Source organism: Photobacterium phosphoreum (assembly GCF_002954725.1).
Classification (GTDB): domain Bacteria; phylum Pseudomonadota; class Gammaproteobacteria; order Enterobacterales; family Vibrionaceae; genus Photobacterium; species Photobacterium phosphoreum.
This window is the reverse complement of record NZ_MSCQ01000001.1, coordinates 937,046-960,264: the sequence shown is the minus strand read 5'-3', so window position 1 is coordinate 960,264 and position 23,219 is coordinate 937,046. Positions and strand designations below refer to the sequence as shown.

Annotated in this window: 19 protein-coding genes; 17 read left to right on the top strand and 2 right to left on the bottom strand. The window is 36.6% G+C overall.

The features are described from left to right. Window positions 1–220: 220 nt before the first annotated feature. Entirely contained in the window at window positions 221–1,018 is a 798-nt protein-coding gene (locus BTO21_RS04200) for a putative PEP-binding protein (protein ID WP_244906764.1), read from the bottom strand. 318 nt (window positions 1,019–1,336) lie between these two features. Between BTO21_RS04200 and BTO21_RS04195 the strand changes: the two genes are divergently transcribed. The 4 genes from BTO21_RS04195 to BTO21_RS04180 all read left to right on the top strand — a co-directional run bounded on the left by BTO21_RS04195 (window position 1,337) and on the right by BTO21_RS04180 (window position 5,796). After that, window positions 1,337–2,395 (top strand): 3-deoxy-7-phosphoheptulonate synthase, encoded by a 1,059-nt coding sequence (locus tag BTO21_RS04195; RefSeq protein ID WP_045029347.1) that lies wholly within the window; start codon window positions 1,337–1,339, stop codon window positions 2,393–2,395. 138 nt (window positions 2,396–2,533) lie between these two features. Next, a complete protein-coding gene (locus tag BTO21_RS04190; protein ID WP_045029349.1) occupies window positions 2,534–3,016 on the top strand; it encodes a YajQ family cyclic di-GMP-binding protein in 483 nt (160 codons plus the stop codon). 530 nt (window positions 3,017–3,546) lie between these two features. Further along, window positions 3,547–4,839: a serine/threonine transporter gene (locus BTO21_RS04185; protein WP_045029351.1), complete on the top strand. Its 1,293-nt coding sequence runs from the start codon at window positions 3,547–3,549 to the stop codon at window positions 4,837–4,839. A gap of 204 nt (window positions 4,840–5,043) precedes the next feature. Next, a complete protein-coding gene (locus tag BTO21_RS04180; protein WP_045029353.1) occupies window positions 5,044–5,796 on the top strand; it encodes a DUF481 domain-containing protein in 753 nt (250 codons plus the stop codon). An 84-nt stretch (window positions 5,797–5,880) separates the two neighbouring features. On the opposite strand, the gene BTO21_RS04175 is transcribed toward BTO21_RS04180, so the two are convergent. Then, a complete protein-coding gene (locus BTO21_RS04175) occupies window positions 5,881–6,810 on the bottom strand; it encodes an LpxL/LpxP family Kdo(2)-lipid IV(A) lauroyl/palmitoleoyl acyltransferase (RefSeq protein WP_045029355.1) in 930 nt (309 codons plus the stop codon). A gap of 482 nt (window positions 6,811–7,292) precedes the next feature. Between BTO21_RS04175 and BTO21_RS04170 the strand changes: the two genes are divergently transcribed. The 13 genes from BTO21_RS04170 to BTO21_RS04110 all read left to right on the top strand — a co-directional run bounded on the left by BTO21_RS04170 (window position 7,293) and on the right by BTO21_RS04110 (window position 23,213). After that, on the top strand, window positions 7,293–7,610 hold the full coding sequence (locus BTO21_RS04170) for an STAS domain-containing protein (protein ID WP_045029359.1): 318 nt from the start codon (window positions 7,293–7,295) through the stop codon (window positions 7,608–7,610). 30 nt (window positions 7,611–7,640) lie between these two features. Further along, on the top strand, window positions 7,641–8,480 hold the full coding sequence (locus BTO21_RS04165) for an OmpA family protein (protein WP_105026697.1): 840 nt from the start codon (window positions 7,641–7,643) through the stop codon (window positions 8,478–8,480). A 5-nt stretch (window positions 8,481–8,485) separates the two neighbouring features. After that, entirely contained in the window at window positions 8,486–10,600 is a 2,115-nt protein-coding gene (locus tag BTO21_RS04160) for an SLBB domain-containing protein (RefSeq protein ID WP_045029361.1), read from the top strand. Further along, window positions 10,600–11,307, top strand: a complete 708-nt coding sequence (locus BTO21_RS04155; RefSeq protein ID WP_045029362.1) for a CpsD/CapB family tyrosine-protein kinase — start codon at window positions 10,600–10,602, stop codon at window positions 11,305–11,307. The genes BTO21_RS04160 and BTO21_RS04155 overlap by 1 nt, the downstream gene beginning before the upstream one ends. A gap of 1 nt (window position 11,308) precedes the next feature. Continuing rightward, complete coding sequence (locus tag BTO21_RS04150) at window positions 11,309–12,829, top strand: response regulator (RefSeq protein WP_105026696.1); 1,521 nt, start codon at window positions 11,309–11,311, stop codon at window positions 12,827–12,829. A 310-nt stretch (window positions 12,830–13,139) separates the two neighbouring features. Continuing rightward, window positions 13,140–14,615, top strand: coding sequence for a sigma-54-dependent transcriptional regulator (locus BTO21_RS04145; RefSeq protein WP_105026695.1), 1,476 nt, complete (start codon window positions 13,140–13,142; stop codon window positions 14,613–14,615). After that, window positions 14,599–15,621 carry a glycosyltransferase family 4 protein gene (locus BTO21_RS04140; protein WP_045029364.1) on the top strand — a complete coding sequence of 341 codons (1,023 nt, stop codon included), beginning with the start codon at window positions 14,599–14,601 and terminating at the stop codon, window positions 15,619–15,621. Before BTO21_RS04145 ends, BTO21_RS04140 begins: the two co-directional genes overlap by 17 nt. 152 nt (window positions 15,622–15,773) lie before the next feature. Further along, window positions 15,774–16,916: a glycosyltransferase family 4 protein gene (locus BTO21_RS04135; protein ID WP_105026694.1), complete on the top strand. Its 1,143-nt coding sequence runs from the start codon at window positions 15,774–15,776 to the stop codon at window positions 16,914–16,916. Between the two features lie 9 nt (window positions 16,917–16,925). Further along, a complete protein-coding gene (locus BTO21_RS04130; RefSeq protein WP_045029365.1) occupies window positions 16,926–18,380 on the top strand; it encodes a lipopolysaccharide biosynthesis protein in 1,455 nt (484 codons plus the stop codon). Next, window positions 18,370–19,755: an O-antigen ligase family protein gene (locus BTO21_RS04125; RefSeq protein WP_045029367.1), complete on the top strand. Its 1,386-nt coding sequence runs from the start codon at window positions 18,370–18,372 to the stop codon at window positions 19,753–19,755. Before BTO21_RS04130 ends, BTO21_RS04125 begins: the two co-directional genes overlap by 11 nt. 121 nt (window positions 19,756–19,876) lie before the next feature. Next, complete coding sequence (locus BTO21_RS04120) at window positions 19,877–20,623, top strand: acyltransferase (RefSeq protein WP_045029415.1); 747 nt, start codon at window positions 19,877–19,879, stop codon at window positions 20,621–20,623. Next, window positions 20,620–21,771 (top strand): glycosyltransferase family protein, encoded by a 1,152-nt coding sequence (locus BTO21_RS04115; RefSeq protein WP_105026693.1) that lies wholly within the window; start codon window positions 20,620–20,622, stop codon window positions 21,769–21,771. The genes BTO21_RS04120 and BTO21_RS04115 overlap by 4 nt, the downstream gene beginning before the upstream one ends. Further along, on the top strand, window positions 21,768–23,213 hold the full coding sequence (locus BTO21_RS04110) for a GumC family protein (protein WP_065192852.1): 1,446 nt from the start codon (window positions 21,768–21,770) through the stop codon (window positions 23,211–23,213). Before BTO21_RS04115 ends, BTO21_RS04110 begins: the two co-directional genes overlap by 4 nt. Window positions 23,214–23,219 lie beyond the last annotated feature (6 nt).

The window sequence follows — 23,219 nt, the reverse complement described above, 5'->3', positions numbered from 1 at the left end:
AAGAATAGAAAAAGAAAATCAGCACGATGACAATTAATCGTGCTGATTAATATTCTTAACCAGTGGTTATTATTAGCACTAACTGCTAACTGCTAACTGCTAACTGCTAACTGCTAACTGCTAGCAAATAACAGTGGTGACTTCATGATCAACCAACCATCGTTGCAAACGCGGTGATTGTTCAATCGCACTGTAATAAATATCGCAATCTTTTGATGTGTTACCTATTACTGCTAACCACATTTTTAATAACTGCATCATTTTGAGTATCAACACGATAATTAAAATGTGGATTAACAAAATCTTGCCCTAATGCCAATTGTGCAAGTTGCTCAACATCTACGACAAAACCATCAAAATAATGAATAAAGGTATCTGCTAATAAAGCATTCGCTGGCACAGAACACAACATGTGGACTTTTAAGCCATTAGCACCTCGGCACAAACCTTGTTCAGCAAGAAGGTCAATCATCGTTGCTGCTTCACTGAATGTGCGCACAAATGGCACTACCAGTTCAATATTACCGCCACCAACCGTTGCGCGAGCGCGCTTAATGGCTTCACATTGTAAAGCAAAACTCGGTCTATAATTAGCATCCGCACAAAAGCTGACACCGCGTAAACCTAATTGCGGATTACTTTCTAAAGTTTCTAATTCAGCACCTAATAATTGACGTCGACATTCTGAATAAGCTCCGGCCAATTGCACTTTTAATGATGCATCACCTTGTTGTCTCGCGGCCGACACTAATAACTCAGTTAGCATCGCAACGTAATATTCAGCTAACGCTACTGTCTGCTGACCATATTGATCGTCTATTTTTTGTTGTAGTGCTTGTTGGGTTTGTTGCGATAAAGCACTTTGCTGAGTAAAAACTAATGGATGGATACCAATCGCGGTTGCAATAAGATCATCTAATGATACAAGCCCGATACCTTCATTACTCAGTGTCGTTAGTTGTTGTGCATTACGTAATACGGTTGTTGTTGCAAGCTTTAATTCTGTTTGTGTTGTCATACACCACCTATACATCCATGTTAAAAAGACTGATGTCTATTACTATCAATCCATTAAATAACTCTCTCTTGACCTTACTGCGTGTTTAATTTTCAAGCAAGAACAAAACGTTATTTGCTAACAATTAGTCAACGTTATTGACATATGCCACTAGGTTTATGAATAGTAATATTTGCATGCTAAATCACCATTTCAGCGATTAATAGCCGCTGTCACTCATTAAAAACCTATTTGTTATCACAAGTTTGGTTTATTCCAACGATGATTTGGGCTATCTTAACGGGGTTATTACAGAGATACCAAGGTAGGCAAACTATTATGCCAATGAAAACAGATGAACTTCGCACAATGAGTCTCGGCCGAATGCCGACCCCAGCAGAAGTAGAAACAGCCTCACCAATGACAGATGCTATTGCTGCGCATGTTGATAACGCACGTAAGCAAGTTGAAGCTATCCTATCAGGTAAAGATTCACGTCTTTTGGTGATTGTAGGTCCATGTTCAATTCATGACACTGATGCTGCGCTTGACTATGCGAAACGCCTTGCTGCTGTACAAGAAATATATAAAGACCAACTCTTTATCGTTATGCGTACTTATTTTGAAAAGCCGCGTACCGTTGTGGGTTGGAAAGGTCTAGTCTCCGATCCACATCTTGATGGCAGCCTTGATCTTGCTGCTGGTTTGCATAAAGCACGTAAACTATTAATTGATATTAATGCGTTGGGGCTACCTACCGCGACTGAATTTTTAGATATGATCACCGGTCAATATATTGCTGACCTTATCACATGGGGAGCCATTGGTGCCCGCACCACTGAATCTCAGATCCACCGTGAAATGGCATCAGCATTGTCATGCCCTGTTGGCTTTAAAAATGGTACTGATGGCAATATTAAAATTGCCATTGACGCTATTCGAGCGACTCGTGCATCACATTTATTCTGTTCGCCAGATAAAAATGGTCAAATGACGATTTATCGCACCTCTGGTAATCCATATGGTCATATTATTCTTCGTGGCGGCAAAATGCCCAATTACCACCCACAAGATATTGCGACAGCGTGCGCCGCTTTAACTGAATTTGAGTTAACGCCAAAGTTAATTGTTGATTTCAGCCACGGTAATTGTCAAAAACAACACAAACGCCAGCTTGATGTAACGGCTGATATTTGTAACCAAATTCGTAATGGCAGCCGCTCTATTGCTGGCATTATGGCTGAAAGCTTTATTGAAGAAGGTAATCAAGCGGTGATCAGCGGTAAAGAAAACGAACTGGTCTACGGTAAATCAATCACAGATCCATGTATCGATTGGAATGATACGTTGGTGATGCTTGATATGCTGGCTGGTGCGATTAAAGACGCTAACGCATAATTCCGCTTAACATCTTAATACAATAAAGGCGCACCAAGATATTGTTGCTCCTTTCCTCTCGTTATAAATTAACGGTATAATGTACGCGTTAATTTATAACGGGATATATTTCCCATCTTCAGATTAGAGGCCAATAACATGCCATGTTTTGATATTATTTCCGAAGTAGATACCGTAGAAATCAAAAATGCGGTAGAGAATTCAATCCGAGAAATTAGCACTCGCTTTGATTTTCGTGGTGTTGAAGCCAACGTAGAGTTAAACAAAGAAATCGTAAAAATCACTTCAGAATCAGAATTTCAACTTGATCAGATTGTGGCGATTTTACGTGGTAACCTTGCTAAACGTGGTGTTGATGCCAATGCGCTTGAGCGTAAATCAATCAATTTCTCAGGCAAAACAGCGTCACAGAATATTGAATTTAAGCAAGGTGTTGAAACCACTAATGCTAAAAAACTCGTTAAAGCAATTAAAGATGCGAAATTAAAAGTTCAAGTGGCTATTCAAGGTGAAAAGTTACGTGTAACAGCTAAAAAGCGTGATGATTTGCAAGCAACTATGGCACTGGTTCGTGCTCAAGATCTTGGTCAGCCATTCCAATTTGATAATTTCCGTGATTAATTACGGTTAATATCATAAGGGAAGCGTATCTACGCTTCCTTTTTTTTGCCTTAAACGCTCAACTATTTTTGAGTTTATTTAAAAAATCCAACAACATTTAAACTGTAGTCATTAAGTTTATACTTTACTGTTATATCAAAATACGTCATACAAATATAAAATCACACACTAACAAAACAACACCTCTACATACACAACCATTCTATAAACCACAATACAACATCACCAACACCTTACTTACAACCAAGCATACTTTTTAAGCAAACGGAATTTTTTTATTTGCAAAAATTGTTGCGAAGCATGCTTATACCCTATAATTCACGCACTTCAATAATGGTTAATTATTTTTCATTCTCTGTTATTAACAAATTTAGGATAAAGAGCAACAGCAACGATAGCTAATACGGATATGCTTATACGATCACGGAACGTTCATTTTTACGATAATACAATTGTTGTATATCGCTTGTTGTGCGACTCAATTTATTCAATACACATTAACTGAAAAGAAAATAAAGGAGATGTCCATCATGGGCACCGCACAACAAAAAACAACTGCAACAACTGCCGAAAAAACCCAAAATCTCGGCTGGAGTAAAAGTGATACTGTATGGATGCTAGGTTTATATGGTACAGCAGTTGGTGCTGGCACTTTGTTTTTACCGATTAATGCTGGCGTTGGTGGCTTAATTCCCCTCATCGTGATGATGATTTTGGCGTTACCAATGACATTCTTTGCTCACCGAGCGATGATGCGCTTTGTACTATCAAGTGCCAATCCTGGTGCTGATATTACGGATGTTGTTGAAGAACACTTTGGTAAAAATATGGGGAAGATTATTACTCTGCTCTATTTCTTTGCCATCTACCCTATTTTACTCGTTTATAGTGTGGCTTTAACCAATACTGTTGAAAGCTTCATGAAATACCAATTAGGTATTGAGCCACCAGCTCGTGCTATTTTGGCTTTGATCTTAATTCTGATTTTAATGGCCATTGTTCGTTTAGGTGAGCAACTGATCGTAAAAGCGATGAGCATTTTAGTTTTCCCTTTTGTTGCTGTCTTACTGATGCTTGCGTTATATCTTGTCCCTCATTGGAACAATGCTATTTTCACCGATATCATTCCTCAAGGTGGTAACATTAATACTGTAATGTTGGCGGTATGGTTGATCTTACCTGTAATGGTCTTTTCTTTTAACCATTCACCGGTTATCTCTTCCTTTGCGGTGGCTAAAGAAAAAGAATATGGTGCTAACGCAGAGCGTCAAGGTTCTCGTATTTTATTACGTGCCCATATTATGATGGTCATTACGGTAATGTTTTTTGTTTGTAGTTGCGTATTAAGTTTAACGCCTGCTAACCTAATAGAAGCTAAAGCGCAAAATGCCTCTATTCTGACTTACCTTGCAAATCATTTTGATACACCTGTTATTGCTTATGCCGCACCGATTGTGGCTATTATTGCCATAACAAAATCGTTCCTTGGTCACTACTTAGGCGCAAGTGAAGGTTTAAATGGTATTATTCACAAAGTCGCACGAGATAAGAATAAAACTATTTCAGATAAGGCTCTTAATCGTTTCACTGCTTTATTTATGCTTCTTACTACTTGGGCCGTTGCTACACTGAACCCAAGTATTTTAGGTATGATTGAGAACTTGGGTGGACCCATTATTGCGATGTTATTGTTTATCATGCCAATGTATGCAATTAAGAAAGTGCCAGCGATGAAAAAATATGCAGGTTCAATTAGTAATGTTTTCGTTACTGTTATTGGTTTAATGTCTATTTCTGCTATTTTTTATTCACTTACGCAGTAACAACGTAATCAGCACCATGACAAGGCTAATAATTTATTAGCCTTTTTCTTTATTTAAACCAAAACGTTATAAATACTTCATTTTGCTGTCATCCACATCATTAAGCATCATCACAAGCACTTTACAGCAACCATACAAAGCCATGACATTTTATATGGCTATATTTCTTACATTGTGGCTCAAATTACATTCGACGGCTAAACAATGAAAGCATTACTGTTAATACCTATTACAACTTTATTTTGCCATGCTGCCTACGCCACAAACATTAATAATCAACCAATTGAAGAGCATTGTTCTGATTTTAACGGCACGGCAAAATTAGGTTTTATTTACTCTAAAACGACAAATACTTCGATGTCGATGAATTCTGCCGCTACGTTAAAGCACAGTACTGATGACTGGAGTAATAAACTTAAATTTAGTTCTTATTATACCGATTCATCAAAAGAAGAAGATGGCGTTAATAAATACAGTGTTACATTGAATAATCACTATATGATTAATTCGCATAAATTTATTTACTTACGTAATGAATATAACCATGACCAGTTTGAAACTTATCGCCATGAATATATTATTGCGACAGGTTTAGGTTATAAAATTTACGATACCAAAACGACCAAGTTAACGATTGGCGGGGGCCCAGGTTTTCGTTACAGTAAACGTCAACTAAATGATCTTGATCATCCAAGTCAAATTGAACGAAATATCATTGCCAATGCGTTCTTAAATGCAGAAAAACATATTACTTCTACATTAACCGTCGGTGCAAATAGCGGTATTGATTATGGTGTTTCAAATACCAATTACTCTATTGATGGTTATATTAAAAATAAACTTATTGGTGATATTTCATTATTGCTCGACTCTCAATATATCTATAATACCGAAGTGGCTTCGGATAAAAGTCATTCCGAAATTTATAGTACAGTTAGCTTAACGTATGATTTTTAATCTTAATAATGAGACTAAAACGCCACCCAATAAAAAAGCCCATCTAAAAAGATGAGCTTCATTATATTAGTAATATCGCTTTAATTAATAAAGACTTGGCTGTCCTTCTGGACGATTTTTAAAACGACGGTGAAGCCACATATATTGACTTGGTGCTGCCATAATTGATTGCTCAACAATCTTATTAATAAACACAGCTGCCGCTTCTGGATCTTTATGAGGAAAGCCTTCTACTGGCTGGCATATCGTTAACGTATAATGACCTACTTTGTCATCATCACGTACCATGGTAAAGGGCACTACCGCACAATGTGACGCATCAACTAATAAGCTAGTTCCAGTCGTTGTACATGCTTGCTCAACTGCAAACAAAGGTGCAAATGTTGAACGACGTAAGCCATAATCATGATCAGGGGCATACCATACACGCTCCCCTGTTTTTAATGCTCGTAACATACCTTTAACGTCTTTACGATCGATTAAAGTTCGGTTAGATCGTGACCGGCCTTGATATTGGAAATAATCAAAACACGGATTATTATTAGGTCGGTAAACACCCATTCCGGTTTTTTTAATACCAAAAGCGCGCGCGCCCAACTCAAGATTCATTGAATGCACAGCAACCATCAACGCGCCTTTACCTTCGCGTTCTAGTTGTTCCATATGCTCCATACCTTTGATCGTGACATGGCGACTAACGCGCGCATCAGACCAAAACCATGCCATACCCGTTTCAAATAGTGCTAATCCTGAGTTATCAATATTTTTCTTAACTAAACTTTCCCGCTCACTGACACTCATTAATGGAAAGCATAGCTCTAGATTACGATAAATTGTATGGCGGCGATTTTTCATTAATTTAATCGCTAAACGGCCAATATGTTTTCCTAAGAAGAACTGCACACGATAAGGCAATAAGCTAAGGAGATACATTAGTGCTAGTAACATTAATGTTCCCCAGTAACGAGGATGCAACAATGAATAAGAAAAAACCGGAATATGCTTAGAGCTCATACGATATTATAGCCTTGGGTTTTAATGATTAACTAAAAAACATGATAGTTGAATAGGTCTATAATAATCCTTTAGCATTCGAGTAAAAAGCAAAAGTATGATTTTTATTGTCAAAATTAGAATAATACTAACTTTTGCGATTAAAAATAAAAAATAACATTATCTAACAGTATCTTATTATTTTTCGTTTGACATTTATTATTATTTTCAACATCTCACTAACGTCCCTTCTTATCTCTGTTTTTTATGCTCTTGATTAACAACCATACCGTTATGCTTGTTGCTTCGCTGACAATAGCCCGCATTGTTATAACGTCTAAATAAGATAACTACCATACTGCATTGCAAATAAAGAAATGACGGTATTTCGTTTACTCGCCCCCCAAAAAAAAATTAACCACTTGAATATAATGAATAATATTGTTGGCACAATTACTGCAATTTTGTTAACAATCTCAATATTACTTTATTAGGTGTCAAATATGGAATTACGTCAATTAGAGATAAATAACGATACGATCGTGTTATCTATCAATGGTGATATGGATGCTGCTGGTTGTCAAAATATCCAATCAACCATTGATGATGTAATTAGTAAACCACATTCACATATTGACGTAGACATGGAAAATGTCGCCTTTTTAGATTCATCAGGGATTGGGGCTTTAGTTTATCTCTATAAACGACTCACAGAAAAGCAACACAGTATGCAAATAAAAAATGCCCATGGGCAACCGCTTTCATTGCTAAAATTACTAAGAATTGAGAATGCTATTCCAGTTAATGAACATAGTGACTAGCACTGCTCTTATCATGGAGGTGATCACGCTATGGAATTTAGAAGCATAAAACATAATTTAAAGTCACTATTCGTTATTAGCTTACTTTTATTATCAGGTTGTACCCCTTTTGCTGAGCATGGACGTGGAGGTGGTGCTAATAACTATTTAAATACGCGCTCAACGACACTCGATCATCTTCCACCATTAGACCCAGAAGATGGTTTACAGTTTGAATGGGTACTTGTTGCTCGCCATCTTGACATGCTCATCACGGATCAGGCTCAATGGTGTTTTCCAGCCACCGTGCTTCAAGCACAACGAAATGAATCTCGTATTGCCAGTGAACTTGTTGGAGGATTAGAAGTTGATGCGACCAATAGTTTGATTATTCAGCGTAATTTACTACAACGGTTAGAACACCAAACAAAAGATGCCAAGCAACAACAAAAATGTAAACCTCCACGAAACAGCACTATGGAACCGAATGATGTTATCTTTGCTAAAGAGATTTACAACTTACTCAATAGCGCTAATCAATTTACTTTTAACTCCGTAGAACTCGATCCTAACTATATTATTAACCTATCTGTAGCCTCACAATTATTGGCCAAAAATGCCGATTATAAAATATTAATAACCGGCCATAGCGATGTCTTTGCAGCAGATATGCCAGACAATAAACTTGCTCGTCAGAGGGCTGAGCAAATAAAGCGTTATCTCAGTATTTTTGGCCTCAATCCTAATCGCATTCATATTGAGGCTATTAATTCTCGCCCTTCTTTAGTATCAATACCACAACCAAGCGAGCACTTAAGTAATCGTCGTGTAACCATTGAATTAATGCATATTGATCAAAATCTCACACTTAATCACTTATCAGAGAGGTAATTACAATGCATCTCTTTAAGCTCATTTTATTCTCTTTGTGTACTCTTATCTTATTGAGTCAATATGCTTATGCTGAATCATCCAATAAGGTGCGTGTTGGCGATGTTATTACTATCATTTTACCTGGTGAAGAATCTTTAAATAAAACGTTTCAAGTCAATAAACAAGGACGGATAATTTTACCGGAAGTCGGACCGTTAGCCATTGCTGGAAAAACAGAAAAACAGATGGTTGCAATCATTACAATCAGCTTAAAAAGCGTGATGCAAGATCTCAGTCACTTGCAAGTTTTTATCAGTAAACGCCAACTTATTATTAATATTCAAGGTTATGTTAATCAACCCGGAGAATATATTATTGCCGACACCGACTCGGTACAACTGGCATTGCATGCTGCTGGCGGATTACGGCCAGGCGCACAACTCAATCGCTTACAACTGCGCCGTGGTGACACAATAACAACATTTAATTATAAAGCGTTTTTAGACTCTGGTGATCTATCAAAATTACCGACCCTGCAGTCCCTCGATACCCTGTTTATTCCAGCATCAGCAATGATTGGTAATATTGAACAAGAATTTGATACCGCTAAATTAGCACAAGCTGGTGATGCTGCTGATGATAAAAACGCTGTCAAAGTATTTGGTGAAGTTCACGATCCTGGTACGTTTTCCTATAACGAGGGGGCCTCTATTGTGCATGTCTTAATGCGTGCAGGTGGCGTAACTCGTTATGCGACTGTTGAGCAAATCAGAGTTATTTCTAATAATGCACCACGTACTTTTAACCTAAAAAAATACTTAGACTCAGGTGACGAAACTTTACTACCCAAGCTGTATCCAGGTTCAACCATTTTTATTCCTAAACAACAAGAAGAGATTAAATTTGGTGCCAATATTGTCTACGTAATGGGAGAAGTCGCAGAACCCGGCGCATATGAAGGTAAAAAAGGCGCAAGTTTCATGAGTATTCTGGCTAATGCTGGCGGTCCAACACGGTTTGCAGAATCTCGCCAAATTCGCGTTATCAAATCTGACGGTAAAGTGATTAATTTTGACCTCTCGGGGTACACCGAAGGCACTAATTACCAATCCCCCCCACCCGTTGAGTCTGGCGATGCGATTTTCGTTCCTGAAAAAACAGATATGAATGAGAAGTCATGGTTAAAAATAGCACCTCATCGTGCAGTACGTGTACTTGGTGAAGTCGAAGATCCTGGCCGCATAGAGTGGTCTGATGAAATGTCATTTCTTGACTTACTCGCCCACGTGGGAGGACCCACTGTACGAGCAGATACCGCGAACATTGAAGTTGTCACACCAGATGCAAATGGCAGAAACCAGGTTTATACCTTTGACCTTGATAGCTTTATGCTTGAAGGAAGATCTGAATCAACACTCCCTGTCATCCGTGCTGGTGCTACAATAAGAGTCCGTGATTTACCCCTAGATCCCACTGATAATAAATCACAATGGGTACGTCAAACATCTGATAGTTCTATCTATGTTTTTGGACAAGTTAACTCTGGTGGTCGTTATCGCTTTACCAATAACCTTCATTTCTTAGATATTCTTGCTGCAGCTGATGGCCCTACAATCAATGCCGATTTGCACAATATTCGAATTACTCACCGTAATCAAAAATATTCAAAAGTCTCAAAGTTAGATCTCGCTCTTTATTTTGAGACTGGGGACGAATCATTATTACCTATAGTAAAAACAGGTGATTCAATCTATATTCCAGAAAAAGATCGCACTTGGATCGATGAAACTAATGAGTCAACCATTCGTATGTTAGGCGCAGTGCATAAACCTGGACGTTATCGCTATAATGACTCAATGACGATACTCGATATATTAGCCAAAGCTGGCGGCACAACGAACAATGCTTATCCTGAAAAAATTAGTATTATTAATAACTCTCGTCATCAAGGGCAAGCTCGAACGTTTGATCTCATTAAATTTAGCCGAACCGGTGATTATCGATTGCTCCCTGTATTAAGAGCTGGTGATACCGTTTATGTGCCTAACAAAGATGAAAGTATTCTTGCTAATGTTCGCCTTGGTTTCAAAGATATATTCCAGGTACTTGCTACTATTGCTCTCCTTGGAGCATTGTAATGAAGATCCCTTCATACCAGATGGAAATCGAAGATATCTTTTTGTTCTTAGAGCAACAAAATTATCATTCCATATGCATTACTTCTAGTAATCCACAAGAAGGCGTTACGTCTATCGCACAAGCGATTACTGAACGGTATTTATTAGCGGGTTATCGCACTCTGCTTGTTGACCTTAACGTTCAAAATCCAAGTTTAATACCATTAATAGATATTATTAATAAATCACACCAAGACCAGAACTTAAATAATTATTTAACCTATGATGCCCATAATAAAGTAGGGTTATTAGGCGCATCTATTATTAATAATAAAGCCCATATTATTGAATTACGTCAACCTCAAAACTTAAAACTTAAAATTGATGCGTGGTTATTAGAATTTGATAAAATCATTATTGATACCTCTCCTCTTTCTCAATCTTCCTTACACAATATTCCCGCACATACAGTTGCAAGTTGCTGTGATGGTACTATTCTTATCGTACTTTCAGGAAAAACACAGCAAAATGAAATTAAAGATACGATAGAAAAATTAACTGTATATAATGCTCAGCTGATTGGATTAGTCTTTAATGATAAACTGCAACCTCATATTAAAGATGAAATCTGTCGTGAGATTAACCGTTGTACTTTTTTACCTGAAAAAATAACAACCAAGCTTATCCACTTTATACAACATAATCGGTTTTTATCTATTTTGGTGTAAAATGACAGATTCTATTCTTCTCTTTACAAGTACCCAGTCTTCCACATTAGAATCTGTGCGAATATTACGTCAATCACTGTCTAAAATTCTCGATCACCTTGATATTAAAATCAATATAAAACAATACTGTCTATTATGCTGTTCTGAATGGTGTACTAATATCATTCTTCACTCGACCCCACCTAGTAATGATATTACCGTTAGCTTGAGAAAATCGAAAAAAAAATGGTTGTTAATTATCAAAGATTCTGGTGGAACGTGGAACCCACTCACGCATCATACTGCCATCAATGATAATACCAATGCATTAAAAGGCGGTGGTTATGGCCTTCATATCATCAAAACTATCTCAGATGAAATATTGTACCAATCACTACCAACACACAATATTTTTACTATTATTTGGGAGCGCGATACTCACCGTATTAAACCCCATATATTATTAGTTGAAGACCAAAAATCGCAAAGAGCACTGTTCCATTCATATATAAAACATCAGTTTACTGTAAGCTCTGTGAATGATGGTAAACAAGCATTAACTTTTTTAAAAAATGAAACTGTCGATTTGATTATTTCCGATATTCAAATGCCAGAAATGAACGGTATAGAATTACGACAACACTTAGAAAAAAGAAAAATATCTTCAATACCGTTTATTTTTTTATCTCAGTCACAAGACGAAACCGTACTTCATGATGCTGCCACTTTAGGTATTGATGACTATTTAACAAAACCCATTCAAAAAGAACAATTACTCAATTCAATTCACCGTGTATTGGCGCGTTTTAATCAGGTTTACCATGCGCTTTCGCAACAAGTAAATCAAAAAATAACCGATACTTTACTGCCTCAAATTAATTTAAAATCAAAACACTGGCGGCTGGCTTTTCAGCAACGTAATACGGGTAGAGGTGGTGGCGATTTTGTACTATCAACCCGTGATAACGGTATCACACAATTATTAGTTGCCGATGTCATGGGGCATGATGAAAGTGCAAAATTCTTTTCTTATGCTTATGCTGGCTATATCCGTGGGCTTATGCAAAATACTGATCTTACTCAGCCAGCACAATTACTCACAAAATTATCTAATAACGCCTATAAAGATCAATTGCTATCACAAACAATGTTAACGGGGTGCTGCCTTAGCTTTATTAATACTAACACGATCAAATTAAGCTGTGCCGGACATCCTTACCCTATGCATATTCATCACAAGAAACTCGATTTAATCAAAGCTGAAGGCACCTTGCCCGGATTATTACCCCATACTGAATATAATAATTTATCCATTACCTTAAAAAAAAATGAACGTATTGTTTTAATAACTGATGGTTTATTTGAATCAGGTAATACGATTACAGAACGAGAAACACTTGAATGTGCGATAAAAAAGCATTTAATCATAACCGCAAATTTACCACTCAATGTAGCACTTGATAAAATAATGCAGGTTTTTGATGCATTAGCTGGCACTCCTCCTAATGACGATGCCCTATTATTGCTGATTGAGAAAAAATAACTGACTATCGTTGTATGTTAAAAGCATATTCCTATTATTTCCTTCATTTATAGTAAATATCAACTAGCTCAAAATAGAATTTTCACATCCGTGTATTCTTAAACAAGCATTTTAAAAGCAGCTATAATAAATAATAAGGTAAGTATTAGCATATTATAATGTTCTTAAATCATTATTTAATAACCCATTTTAGTATTTTACTGCCGATAATATTTTGTCGCTAATCGTACAAATTAGGATAAAAATAACACTAAAATTAACAATAAATAAAAATTAGTCGTTAAACCGTCTCTATAAACAGGATGTTACTATGCTACAAAAAGTACTTTTAGTAGAAGATTCAACATCATTAGCGATTCTTTATAAGCAATATGTAAAAGATGAACCTTATGAGTTCTTTCATGTTACAACAGGTGAAGATGCTAAAAAATTTATAGTGAAGAACCCACCACAATTAATTATTTTAGATCTCAAGCTTCCTGATATATCAGGCGAAGAAATTTTACAGTGGATTCGAGATCAAAAGATCCCAACAGCAGTAATCATAGCAACAGCTCATGGCACTATCGATATTGCAGTCACACTGATTCAAAGTGGTGCAAATGATTTTTTAGAAAAACCAATCCAAGCAAACCGCCTTAAAACCTCGATTAAAAACCACCTTGCGCACAACAAACTGGAAGGAATAGTCGAAGATATTAAAAATGATTTCAATCGCAATAAGTATCAAGGTTTTATAGGATCGAGCTTACCAATGCAGGCTGTTTATAAAATGATAGATGCCGTTGCGCCAACCAATGCCAGTGTTTTTATTTCAGGAGAGAGTGGCACAGGTAAAGAAGTTTGTGCAGAAGCTATTCATTATAAAAGCCAACGCTACAACAAACCTTTTGTGGCAATTAACTGTGGTGCGATACCTCGAGATTTAATGGAAAGTGAAATTTTTGGTCATCTAAAAGGGTCTTTCACTGGCGCAACCACCGATCGTAAAGGTGCAGCCATGCTCGCAAACGGAGGAACACTTTTTTTAGACGAATTGTGTGAAATGGAATTAGAAATGCAGAAAAAATTACTTCGTTTTCTACAAACTGGGCGCTTTACCCCTCTTGGTGGCAGTAAAGAAATTGCTACAGATTTACGTATAATTTGTGCGACTAACCGTGATCCACTGGTTGAACTTAATGAAAAACGATTCCGTGAAGATCTCTATTATCGTGTCAATGTTGTCCCCATTAAAATGCCTCCACTTCGCGATAGAGGTACTGACATTCTTGATATTGCTCGTTTCTTTTTAAAGAAATTTGCCAAACAAGATCATAAAAAATTTGAGGCCATAAAACGTAATGTTGAATTAAAACTCTGCCATTATTCTTGGCCCGGTAATGTACGCCAATTACAAAATATTATTCGCAATATTGTTGTACTTCATAATAACACTCATATATCAATGGAGCATCTACCAGAACCACTTAATAGTTTTAAAACAACGGCAAAAACACCTGATAAGCAACACATAAAACTCAATAACATTACTCCAATCAAGCCAATAACAAATATAGAACCACCATTACATACAATGACGACTTTAAAAAGTGAACCTGATGACAAAAAAGCAATTAATACTCACCTCATTCGTCCTATGGCTGATATAGAGCGTGAAGTTATCGAAAATGCTATTGATTATTGCGATGGTAATGTTCTAAATGCAGCAGTACTTCTCGAACTAAGCCCATCGACGTTATACAGAAAAAAACAAGTTTGGGATTCTTATGAAGAGTCAGATTAAGCCACTGCGCATTTGGCTAGTTATTGATAGTAAAAATATCGGGGGTATTGAATCACATATCCTACAACTCGCTAAAGGTCTAACCCTACTGCAGCATGACGTTGATATTATTTTTTTACGCCGCTATCACAAACAACACCCCTTAATCCATTTACTTAACCATGCTCATATTAATTATCAGTTTTTATCCGGTTCTGTACGTTCATTACTGCAATTCACCTTAAAAAACCCACCCAATGTTATTCATTCTCATGGTTACAAAGCGGCTATTTATTGTCGCTTAATACGGTTGTGTCTCTTATTTTCTTCTCTTAACATACGATTTATTAATACCTTTCATGCGGGAGAAATTCCCACAGGAAAAGTAAAACTATATGATGCTATAGATCGATGGAGCGCCTATTTAAATCACGCTAATTTAGTCGTAAGTGATGATATAAAACAACGTATTCCATTTAAAACGGAAATTATTAATAACTTTATAAATACTGAACAACTGACAGTTTCTCATGGCCAACAAATTGCCTTTGTGGGTCGATTAAGTGCTGAAAAAGCCCCTGACAGATTTGTCGATCTCGCTCGATGTTTACCACAATTTAACTTCCATATTTATGGTAATGGCCCTTTAGAGCCAGCATTGCGTCAACAAGCACCATCTAACCTACTATTTCATGGTCAACAACAATCAATGGATAATATATGGCAGCATATTGGCTTACTGGTGATTTGTTCTCGTTATGAAGGCCTACCAATGGTTGCACTTGAAGCTATGGGACGCGGTATTCCTGTTATTGCTACACCCGTAGGTAATATCCACCAGCTTATTCAATCTAATATTAATGGTTGGATTACTGAACCACATCAACTGGTTGCAGCTATTATTCATTGGTCTCAATTAAGCCAACTACACCGAAGTCAAATACAAAAACGAGCTCAACATATGATTGAACAACACTATTCATCACGTGTGGTTATCCCTCGTTTACTCGATATCTATAATCATTAGTTTTATTCTCAATTTAAGAATAACGATTTAAATAGTTACCACTATTAAAAAAAATATTCATTTTCAAATGGTTAAGATAAATAAATTTGGCACTCCTTTTGCTTATTATATTCATAGCTTAGTGCATTTATATCAGTATACGGAAGGACGTCATGGCTCATGATCATCATATCTTTGTTTTTGACCCTATTTGCTACACTGGTGGGTCTAAATTCGCTACTCGCGAAGTGTTAAACCTTATTGATCGCCAACAACATCGTCTAACTATCTTAACGTCAGATCCTCAATCATGGCAGATGAAACAAGCCAATATTATATCGTTACCTTATCCATCATGGTTGCCTATTAGTGATGTTGGTAATGGCTATTGGTTAAGACAGTTCTATTTTTGTTGGTGGATTTTGTATGTACGTTGTCTTCATGGCTCAATAAATGTTGCTGTTGGTGCATCTTGCCCAGGAAATGATATGCCCCTTTACCTGTTAAAGTGGTTATTAAGATACAAAGTAGCCCAGTTCATTCATGGTAATATCAGTATTTCACGTTCATGTGGATTATGCTTATATCAAGCAGACAATGTGTTTTATTTACACAGTGCTTACGCTTCAATTATTGCAGTAATACAGCATCGTTGGCGAAAACGTAAACCCAAAATTCGCGACCAAAAATGTCAACAGTTATTATCATCAGGCCACTTTTTACCGTTTATAAATGGCATAGCAAAAGAGCGTGCCCCTTCGTTGTGCCAATACCATACGCCAACATTATTTTGGGCGGCTTCGCTTTTAAAGTGGAAAGGACTCGACTTGCTGCTCGAAGTCATAAGGAAAACAGCGGTAAATCAAAGAATCCCAACCAATATTTGTTACCTTGTGCCTCAAAACACCACATTACCGATCACTCTTGCTCCTCAACCTATTGAGTCTATAACCTGGTATCAGCAGCCATTATCAATCGATAGTATTCGTGCAAGCAGTAATATATTCATTTCAACCAGTGACAAAGAACCTTTCGGACTGTCTATTTTAGAAGCATTATTTGCTGGTATGTGTATCATTATTCCCAAAGATGGTGCTTTTTGGGATACTCAGCTAACGCACAAAAAAAACTGTTTAAAATATATTTCTAATGATCGTAAATCACTCCAGCAGCAAATAGACTATATCAGCAACAACCCCCAACAACTTTCGATATTAGGCACTGAAGCCGCAATATTAGCTCAAAATTATCAAGCCGAACAATGTTATGCCGTAATCATAGCCACCCTTTGTCAACCCAATTCCACATCGGTATAGGTTAGCTATATGCGCATATGGCCTTTAGCGACGCCACTTAAAAATATCATTCTCTATAGCACTAGCATCGTGCTTATGAAGGGAGTGTCACTTATCATGCTGCCATATATCGCAACCCATTTATCTCAATCAGAATTAGGCCGCTTAGAAATTCTGGTTACCATCTCCGTTATTATCAGTATTATTTTTGGTTTATCGTTACATGAAGCGTTATACCGTTTTTCAGGTACTGCAAAAAAAAGCCAGCAACCCCAAATTACCGCAGATATTTTTATTATTAGTATGATTATGGCGGCTATTGCTCTACCTATCATTTGGTTAATTTGTCCATTATTAAGTCAACTTAGTCAATTACAAACCTCGACACTGGAACTTAAACTATTATTACTTCCATTGGCCTTTGAAGCTGTCACCATGGTTGTTTTATCGGCATTAAGAATGCAAGAAAAGGCACTGCTGTTTTTTTATATCACCACCGGCAGAGCACTGTTTCATGCGCTCTTAACTATGATTGTGCTCCATTATGGCTTTGGTGTAAAAGCCGTAATTTTAGCAGGATTTATTAGTGCCATGTTGCAAGTGGTCGTGATCATCTATTTGCAATATCAAACAAATAAAAAAGCGTGTATTAACTACCATATTAATATTAATACTACACATAAATATTTCACTTATTGTTTGCCACTGATGTTCAGCGGCTTGATTATTTTTGGTCTCAATGGGTTGGAACGCTGGTTCTTGATTTTCTATGTTTCATTCAATGATGTCGCACTGTATGCCGTCGCATTTAAATTTGCCTTAATCTTAGTATTATTGATGCAACCATTTGGTATGTGGTGGATGCCAAAACGGTTTGAATATCTATCTAACAATGGTGTAAATACCACCACACAAATTACTCATATTAGTATTGTTTTACTCTGTAGCTTAACTATCTGTGTATGTTATTTCTCGCCTGTTTTTATTGATTGGTTTATGCCTGAAACCTATCACGCCGCAAAAGATATAGTGGTAGTTTTAGTGATCATTTTTGCAATTAAAGAGCTTAATGAGCTGATTAATATGGGGGCACTCATTAAACAAGAAACAAAAAAATTATTAGTGATTAATTGCCTTGCAACTGTCGTTGGAGTAACACTCATTATCGTACTGACGCCAGAATATAAAGTTAATGGCGTGCTTAGTGCATTAATGGTTGCGCAAAGTATTAGAACATTAAGCACTTATTGGTTATCCCAGCGGTGTTTTCATTTTCCTTTTGCTCTCAATAAAATCGCTGTTTTGTTTACTATCAGTGCTATATCTATAGGATTAAGCCAATTTCAACAAACAATAGTATTCCATTTATCAAGTGCTATTTTATCGCTTCTCATTTTATTAAGTTACGCTTTTTGGAGCCGCTTAGTTATCTTTCCAAGCATAAATAAATCAAAAAAAATCATAGGAGATAATGATGCTATCTGATCATTCTCCACCAAAAGCACTACCATCGTATTGGCTTATAACACTTTTATTGTCTTTCATTATCGGCATAATATGGTATTTCCTACCTCATCCAATATTAATTATTACGATTGGTGTAATACCGATAGGCGCTTACTATAGTTTTAATCATCCTTTTTTTATTGTGTTACTGTTTATTTTATTTTCATTTTTTCGATTACATGAAGTTTTTCCTTTTTTATATGATTTTAAAATACCTAAATATTTATCGATAATCTCACTGGCTGCATTTATGTGGCAAATATTTATTCAACGTAATATCCAGCTTTTTTGGTGTCGTGAATTCACCTTAATTACCACATTCATGTTGATTATTATGGTAGGTATTGTCTTTGCTGTAGATCGCCCTCTCGCCTTTGAAAGTTTTAAAAATACGTATTGGAAAATCATTATTATGACCTTCTCGATAGCTATTTTAATTCAAAAACCCAGTCAATTAACGCTTACTTTACAAGCCATCATTTTCTCTGGAATGGTTGTCGCAATCACCGCCATTTATAATAGAATTGAAGGCATTGGATTAGTTGAGGGAACTCGTGCAACAATCGGTCGTGATATTGGATCAATGCTGGGTGATCCAAATGATTTAGCATTAGTGCTTATGTTTCCAATTTCTTTTTCAATTGCACTATTACTGACACCACAATTATCTTGGCAATACCGTTTATTTGGACTGATTACGACAATTATCCTATTCATTGCGGTTATTATCACTCAAAGCCGTGGAGGACTACTGGGCATGATTGCAGTCTTTGGTATTTATGGCATGCAACGTGTTAAATCTAAATTATTATTACTTAGTTGCAGTACGATTATTGGTATCATGCTTTTTACCCTTGCGGGAATAGCCGATAGAACATCAGGAGGCAGTGCTGAAGTTGGTATTGATGCATCATCAATGGGACGTTTATATGCATGGCAAGCCGCTTTTTACATGGCGCTTGAGCACCCTTTTACGGGGGTAGGTTTAAGCAATTTTTATCCTAATTACTTCTTTTTTAGTACCCATTGGGATGGACTCAATCATGCCGTTCACAGTACTTGGTTTTCTGTATTAGCTGAAACAGGCTTTATAGGATTAATCATTTTTATCAGCTTAATTGTTATTCTTATTAAGAATATTAAACTTACTTTGGCAAACCTGAAAACCCATAAAAATAAAATAAACCCCATTATTTATGCCAGTGCGCAAGGTGTCTATGCTGGCCTGATTGGCACCATAGTATCAGGAACTTTTCTCACCCAAGGTTTTACTTGGCCAATTTATATTTTAGCGGCATTGGCCATTGCAATTAGTAATATTTCGAAACAAGCATTATGCAAAATAAGTAGTTAATTATTATTCTCAATTTGAGAAATCACTAAACCTTTAAAATAACAACTTGATAATATTATAAAAATTATTGGCACAGTCTATGTAAGTATAAAGAAGGTATATAAAGGAAGGGATAACGATGATGTATTTATTCTCTTTTACTCAATGTAAAAAATGGCTTAAAAACAGCCAACACTCTTTCCCTATGGCCTTATATCGTCTTATCTCATTTATACGTTGTTTTGAACTACCTTTACCACAGTGGTGTTATTCCACGCTTTATTCTCTCCATCAAATATTCACTACATTATGGCACTATATTATTCATTTCTTTTATTATCTGCCCGCGTTTAAAGGCCGTTTACATTGTTATGGCAAATACACCAAGCTCGATAATGGCTTACCTTTTTTTAGTGGTCCGCTCATTATGACTATTGGTGATAATTGCCGAATTTCAGGAAAAACCACCTTTTCAGGTCGTACAGACTCTATCAATCCCACACTCAATATAGGTAACAACGTCGATATTGGCTGGCAAACAACGATTGCAGTAGGTAACAAAATCATTATTGGCGATAATGTTCGTATTGCGAGTCAAGGCTTTCTATGTGGCTATCCTAGACACCCCATTGATCCTCATTTACGCGCACAAGGATTGGCTGATTTACCACAACAAATCGGCAATATCATTTTAGAAAATGATGTTTGGGTATGCACACGAGTCAGTATTATGGGTAATGTTACTATCGGCACAGGATCAATTATTGCGACAGGCAGTGTAGTCACCAAAAGTTTTCCACCCTATACCTTAATTGCAGGTAATCCCGCAAAAGCGATAAAAAAAATAGCCTTTCGTACCTTATCTTCACACAATAAGGATACGTCATGAAACATGATCTCATTGTTTTTGCTGAAGATTGGGGGCAATTACCGTCAAGCACTCAGCACTTGATCAAACACCTTGCGCCCAACCGAAAAATTATTTGGGTTAATTCTATTGGCTTGCGTAAGCCACAATTTACCTTGCACGATATCAAACGGGTTTATGACAAACTCACGCAACCGAAAACACAGGCAGTATCTTCTTCGCCCACTGCACCTTTTCAAACTATCACTCTAAAAACAATTCCAGCACCTAAAAGTAAATTTGCCCGCTGGATAGCTAAAAAGCTCATTTGTTACCAATTAATTCCTATCTTAAAGCAAACACAATTATATCAACCGATTTTATGGGCATCATTGCCGACAGTGGCAGATCTTTGTGGAGCGCTCGGTGAATATGGCGTTATATATTATTGTGGCGATGATTTTAATGCATTAACAGGAGTCGACCATACAACCGTGACTCAGCATGAAATTACCTTGGTTGCTAAAGCTAATCTGATACTCACTGCAAGTATGGTGTTATATAATAAATTCCCTAAAAAAAAGACACAATATTTACCTCACGGTGTTGATTTTAAACTATTTAACCACCCAGTTTCTCGTGCTTATGATCTGCCTAATAATGCTCGTCCTATTGCTGGATTTTATGGCAGCTTATCGCATTGGCTCGATTATGATTTATTAAATAACATTATTGCTAATAATCCTGATTGGAATTTTGTTTTCATCGGGAAAAACACATTTAGCAATTCCCCATTGCTAAATCATAATAACCTTTATCTGTTAGGTGAAAAACCACACTCTTCGTTGCCACAATATAGTCAGCACTGGCAAGTAAGCCTGTTACCTTTTATTAATAATGCTCAAATAAAATCATGTAATCCATTAAAATTATTAGAATATTTAGCCACTGGCACACCAATAATCAGTACCTCCTTTCCCGCAGTTCTTCCTTATAAATCAGTGGTTGATATTGCTCGAAACGCAACAGAGTTTAGTATGATCCTGCAATCCATAAAAACGTCTTGGCATAATACTCAAACAATAGACACTATTGAAACAAGTAAACGTTTACAACAAATTGCATTAAGTAAGCAACAAACATGGGATGTAAAAGCACAACAACTTGAACAATGGCTAGATGCGCTATGATTTCATTAAGCCAGCGATTTTTTATTATATTGACCTCTGCATGGCGACGACGCTATATGATTGTTATTCCGATCATTATCATGCCGTTTATTGGGCTTATTATTGCTAAAATATCACCAAAACATTATGAGTCACATACCAGTATGTTGATTCAAGAAACCGCAAAAATGAACCCTTTTTTAGAAGATCTCGCTGTTTCTACAATGTTAAAAGAACGTCTTAGTGCACTACAAACACTGCTTCATAGTCGCCACATTTTAGGCCTTGTCGCAAAAGAGATTGGTCATACCCACACATCAATGTCACCACAAGCGATTGATAATGCGATTGCTAAATTATCCAAAAACCTTACAGTTAGAATGGTAGGTAAAGATCTCATTCGAATAGATTATCGTTCAAACAGCCCTGATAATATGAAAACAACACTAGAAACCGTCAGTTACTATTTTATCGATCAATTACTGGCTCCTGAACGTTCTTCAATGACCGATTCCAGTCAATTCCTCTCTGAAAACATTGAGTTTAGACGTCAGGAACTTGATATAGCAGAAGATCAATTAGTTGATTTCAAAAACAAAGAAAATACAACTCACCCAGAAATGCAGATATCTATCTTAGATCGTTTAGCAAAACTCAAACAGCGTTTATATGAGCGTCAAGCAGAGCTTGCTGGCGCGAAAAAACGATTGGGTTCAATAGATTTACAGCTATCAAAAACCAACCCTGTCATCGGTAAATTAGAAGAAAAAATCATTACTATTCGAGCTGAACTGACCTTGTTACAAGCGAAATACACCTCTAAACACAGTCAGATACAAGGGCGGTTACGAAATTTAAAGCGATTACAAAAAGAACGTGCTCGATTGCTTTCACAAAAACCAGCAGGATTAAGTACTGAGCAACTATGGGATATTGCCAGTAGTAATAGCGTTAACGATGCATCCAAATCACCACCGATTTTATTATCTCAACTAGAGGAACTTCAAAAGGCGACAGCGAAAGTTGATGCTCTAGAAGAAGAAACTCGCGTATTAAAAGTCATCATTACTGAAATAGAAACTAAAGTCGCCAGTTTTAGTCAAAACGAAAAGCAACTCGCGCAATTACAACGCGATTTAGCCTCGAAACGTCAATTATATAATGATCTTGTCAACCGTTTCGAGATGGCAAAATTAACCCGTTCATTAGGTATTTTTGAACAAGAAAAACGTATAAAAGTTATCGATCGTCCTTATACACCAACAAGCCCATCAAACTTACCCTCTTACTTTTTTTTCATTGCCGGATTTATTGGGGGGATAGGTTTAGGAACAGGATTAGCATTTCTAGCTGAAATTTGTGACACCAGTATTCGACGCAAAGATCAAATTGCTATGTTGAGTACTATTCCCATACTAAGCCGTATACCAAAACAACCAGGAAAAATAAACAAACCTCAATAGCAATGC

Bases quoted from the DNA above. Each gene is read 5' to 3' on its own strand.
- BTO21_RS04135 (WP_105026694.1), top strand. From the start codon at position 15,774: ATGGCTCATGATCATCATATCTTTGTTTTTGACCCTATTTGCTACACT.
- BTO21_RS04130 (WP_045029365.1), top strand. From the start codon at position 16,926: ATGCGCATATGGCCTTTAGCGACGCCACTTAAAAATATCATTCTCTAT.
- BTO21_RS04165 (WP_105026697.1), top strand. From the start codon at position 7,641: ATGGAATTTAGAAGCATAAAACATAATTTAAAGTCACTATTCGTTATT.
- BTO21_RS04200 (WP_244906764.1), bottom strand. From the start codon at position 1,018: ATGACAACACAAACAGAATTAAAGCTTGCAACAACAACCGTATTACGT.
- BTO21_RS04110 (WP_065192852.1), top strand. From the start codon at position 21,768: ATGATTTCATTAAGCCAGCGATTTTTTATTATATTGACCTCTGCATGG.
- BTO21_RS04115 (WP_105026693.1), top strand. From the start codon at position 20,620: ATGAAACATGATCTCATTGTTTTTGCTGAAGATTGGGGGCAATTACCG.
- BTO21_RS04160 (WP_045029361.1), top strand. From the start codon at position 8,486: ATGCATCTCTTTAAGCTCATTTTATTCTCTTTGTGTACTCTTATCTTA.
- BTO21_RS04170 (WP_045029359.1), top strand. From the start codon at position 7,293: ATGGAATTACGTCAATTAGAGATAAATAACGATACGATCGTGTTATCT.
- BTO21_RS04190 (WP_045029349.1), top strand. From the start codon at position 2,534: ATGCCATGTTTTGATATTATTTCCGAAGTAGATACCGTAGAAATCAAA.
- BTO21_RS04145 (WP_105026695.1), top strand. From the start codon at position 13,140: ATGCTACAAAAAGTACTTTTAGTAGAAGATTCAACATCATTAGCGATT.
- BTO21_RS04195 (WP_045029347.1), top strand. From the start codon at position 1,337: ATGCCAATGAAAACAGATGAACTTCGCACAATGAGTCTCGGCCGAATG.
- BTO21_RS04150 (WP_105026696.1), top strand. From the start codon at position 11,309: ATGACAGATTCTATTCTTCTCTTTACAAGTACCCAGTCTTCCACATTA.
- BTO21_RS04125 (WP_045029367.1), top strand. From the start codon at position 18,370: ATGCTATCTGATCATTCTCCACCAAAAGCACTACCATCGTATTGGCTT.
- BTO21_RS04185 (WP_045029351.1), top strand. From the start codon at position 3,547: ATGGGCACCGCACAACAAAAAACAACTGCAACAACTGCCGAAAAAACC.
- BTO21_RS04180 (WP_045029353.1), top strand. From the start codon at position 5,044: ATGAAAGCATTACTGTTAATACCTATTACAACTTTATTTTGCCATGCT.
- BTO21_RS04155 (WP_045029362.1), top strand. From the start codon at position 10,600: ATGAAGATCCCTTCATACCAGATGGAAATCGAAGATATCTTTTTGTTC.
- BTO21_RS04140 (WP_045029364.1), top strand. From the start codon at position 14,599: ATGAAGAGTCAGATTAAGCCACTGCGCATTTGGCTAGTTATTGATAGT.
- BTO21_RS04120 (WP_045029415.1), top strand. From the start codon at position 19,877: ATGTATTTATTCTCTTTTACTCAATGTAAAAAATGGCTTAAAAACAGC.
- BTO21_RS04175 (WP_045029355.1), bottom strand. From the start codon at position 6,810: ATGAGCTCTAAGCATATTCCGGTTTTTTCTTATTCATTGTTGCATCCT.